This is a genomic window from Nitrosophilus sp. (assembly GCF_982775275.1).
Genome location: NZ_CEXZHP010000204.1, coordinates 1 through 2635, shown reverse-complemented (window position 1 = coordinate 2635; position 2635 = coordinate 1). Strand labels below are relative to the sequence as shown.

Here is a 2635-nt window from a genome sequence, read left to right as displayed (position 1 = left end):
TTCTCTCTCCCTTTTTCTAAAAATTGCACATTTTTTATACCCAATCTCTTTTGCAAGCTCAATTATCTTTTCCAATTTAAATCCGACCTGTTCAGGTTTGTGTGCATCACTTCCAAAAGTAATGGGAATATCTAGTTCATATGCCACCTCTAAAAGCTCTTTACTGGGATAGGGCTCATTGACCGGTTTTCTAAATCCGGCACTATTTATCTCTAAAACCATATCAGATTTTTTGATAGCTTTTAATGCCTTTTGGGCGATTAATCTAATATCCTTGGTGGGTTTGAAATTGAAAACTTTTATCAAATCCAAATGGCCAACTATATCAAAAAGAGAACTTTTTGCCATCGCTTCAATTGCGTCAAAATAGTCTTGGTATATTTTATTTATATCTTGATTTTTGTATTCGCCTATAAATTCTGGATTATCAAAACCCCAAAGATCTTGATGTATAACTATCTCTTTGTGGCTTTTTGATTTTGGCAAGAAATGAACCGAACCTATCAAATAATCAACATCCGCTTCTAACACCCTTTTATCCATTAAACCTGGTAAAAAGTCTACCTCATATGCAAAAAGTATCTCTATTTTTTCTTTGAACTTCTCTTTAGCATCTTTTATCCATTTTTCGTAAATTTTCATATCTTCAAAGCCCATTCTATAGTTTTTATCAAAATCCATCGGGGCGTGATCGCTAAATCCAAAAATTTTTATATCTTTTTCTATGGCTTTTTTTACATACTCTTCAACTTCGCCCGTTGCGTGGTTGCATAATTTTGTATGGTTGTGAAGATCTACTTTCATTTAAACCCTTTTTAAAGATTTGATATAATATTAATATATTTTATCATCAAATCGGGGGAAAGTTATGATTAAAAAGATATTTTTTGCACTACTTCTTCTTTTAAGTGCGGTTTATGGGCAAAATGCGCAAGAAAATCTTGAAGAGTTTTTTGCAACTGAGGCAAAAAAAGCAAAAGAGCCTATTTTGATAATAGAAGCAACGGCTTATATTGAGTCTCCAAAAGGAGTATATAAACTTTATGATTATGAGATAGAGACCTATAATAAAGATAAAAAAATCTATATCCTTCATATAAAGATGGAAAAAAGAGAAGGTGCTACTACCTATTATAGAGAGTATGACTTGCCTTTTTGGTATAACGGCAGAAGAATAGTTTTTAAAACATATAGAGGGAAAAAATCCTTTGAATTACCGGAAGATAAAATTGTGATTAAAAAAAGAGACAAAGAAAATATTGAAGTTATTCAAAATCAAAAAGAGTATAGAGTTAGAATCCCCGTTCCTATGGGTGAGATGGAACTAATTATTCAAAAACAGAGGATTGATTGATGAATATTTTTAATGAGATAAAAAGAGACAATATCATTGGAGTTAGAGAGCTTCTTGAGGAGCTTGAGGATTTAAACTCCATAAAAAGCGAAAACGGAGATTCCCTTTTAAGATATGCAATAAAAAACGGCGCAAGCCTTGCTATGTTCAAGCTTTTAGTAAAAGCTGGAGGCAATATTTTTGAAGTTGATGAAGAAGGTGTTGGATTGATTGATGATGCCATCAAAAAAGGAAGAGCCGATATCGTAAAATTTTTGGTTGAGAGCGGAATAGATCCAAATACAACAAAAAGAAAGTCCGGCTTTACACCCCTTATGGCCGCCGTTAGTTATGGAGACGAAGAGATAACAAGATATCTAGTATCGTTAGGAGTTGATACAGATATAAAAGACAACTTTGATTATACCGCTTATGATTATGCAAAAATGACAGGATACAAAAGAATGATAGAGGTGATAGAGAGTGAAAAAAGTAGAACTTCTTAGTCCAGCCGGAAATTTAGAAAAGTTAAAAATTGCTATCCAATACGGTGCCGATGCGGTTTATGGAGGAGTTAGCCATTTTAGTTTAAGGATTAGAAGCTCAAAAGAGTTTGATTTGGAATCTTTTAAAGAGGGTATTGAGTATGCTCATAGCAAGGGAAAAAAGGTTTATTGCACGATAAACGGTTTTCCTTTTAATTCTCAAATAAAGCTATTTAGAGCTCATGTGGAAAAGATGGCAAAATTAAATCCGGACGCTTTTATTGTGAGCACTCCGGGAGTTATTAGACTTTGTAAAGAGGTGGCGCCGCATATTGATCTGCATCTATCTACACAGGCAAATGTTATGAATTATCTTGATGCTCAGGTTTATTATGAGCTGGGCGTAAAGAGGATAATCGTAGCAAGAGAGATAAGTTTAAAAGATGTAAAAATTATAAAAGAGAAGATCCCTGATCTTGAATTGGAAGTTTTTGTGCACGGAAGTATGTGTTTTGCCTATAGCGGAAGATGTTTGATATCTACCCTTCAAAGCGGAAGAGTTCCAAATAGAGGAAGTTGTGCGAATGATTGTAGATTCCCTTATACTCTATATGCCCAAAATCCAGAGACCGGAACTCTTTTTAAGCTTGAAGAGGTAGAAGGTGAGGGAACATATATAATGAACGCAAAAGATTTAAATCTCGCAAGCCATATAAAAGAGATATTAGATTGTAACTGCGTAGATAGCCTAAAGATTGAAGGGAGAACAAAAAGTCCTTATTATACTGCTATAACTACAAAAGTATATAGAGAAGCT

Annotated in this window: 4 protein-coding genes; 3 read left to right on the top strand and 1 reads right to left on the bottom strand. The window is 33.7% G+C overall.

Annotated elements, in window-relative coordinates; genetic code table 11:
• Nucleotides 1–804, bottom strand: an 804-nt coding sequence (locus AC30RD_RS08240; RefSeq protein ID WP_489494000.1) for a histidinol-phosphatase, incomplete at its 3' end; no start/stop codon positions are given.
• Nucleotides 805–868: 64 nt separating this feature from the next.
• On the opposite strand from AC30RD_RS08240, the gene AC30RD_RS08235 reads away from it, so the two are divergent.
• From AC30RD_RS08235 to AC30RD_RS08225, 3 genes are all read left to right on the top strand, one after another.
• Entirely contained in the window at nucleotides 869–1354 is a 486-nt protein-coding gene (locus AC30RD_RS08235; RefSeq protein WP_489493999.1) for a hypothetical protein, read from the top strand.
• Complete coding sequence (locus tag AC30RD_RS08230; RefSeq protein WP_489493997.1) at nucleotides 1354–1839, top strand: ankyrin repeat domain-containing protein; 486 nt, start codon at nucleotides 1354–1356, stop codon at nucleotides 1837–1839. The genes AC30RD_RS08235 and AC30RD_RS08230 overlap by 1 nt, the downstream gene beginning before the upstream one ends.
• On the top strand, nucleotides 1817–2635 hold an 819-nt coding region (locus AC30RD_RS08225; protein ID WP_489493996.1), incomplete at its 3' end, for a peptidase U32 family protein. The genes AC30RD_RS08230 and AC30RD_RS08225, both read left to right, overlap by 23 nt.

What these genes read in the sequence shown, in the direction of transcription:
- AC30RD_RS08235 (WP_489493999.1), top strand. Translation starts at nt 869, where the DNA reads ATGATTAAAAAGATATTTTTTGCACTACTTCTTCTTTTAAGTGCGGTT.
- AC30RD_RS08230 (WP_489493997.1), top strand. Translation starts at nt 1,354, where the DNA reads ATGAATATTTTTAATGAGATAAAAAGAGACAATATCATTGGAGTTAGA.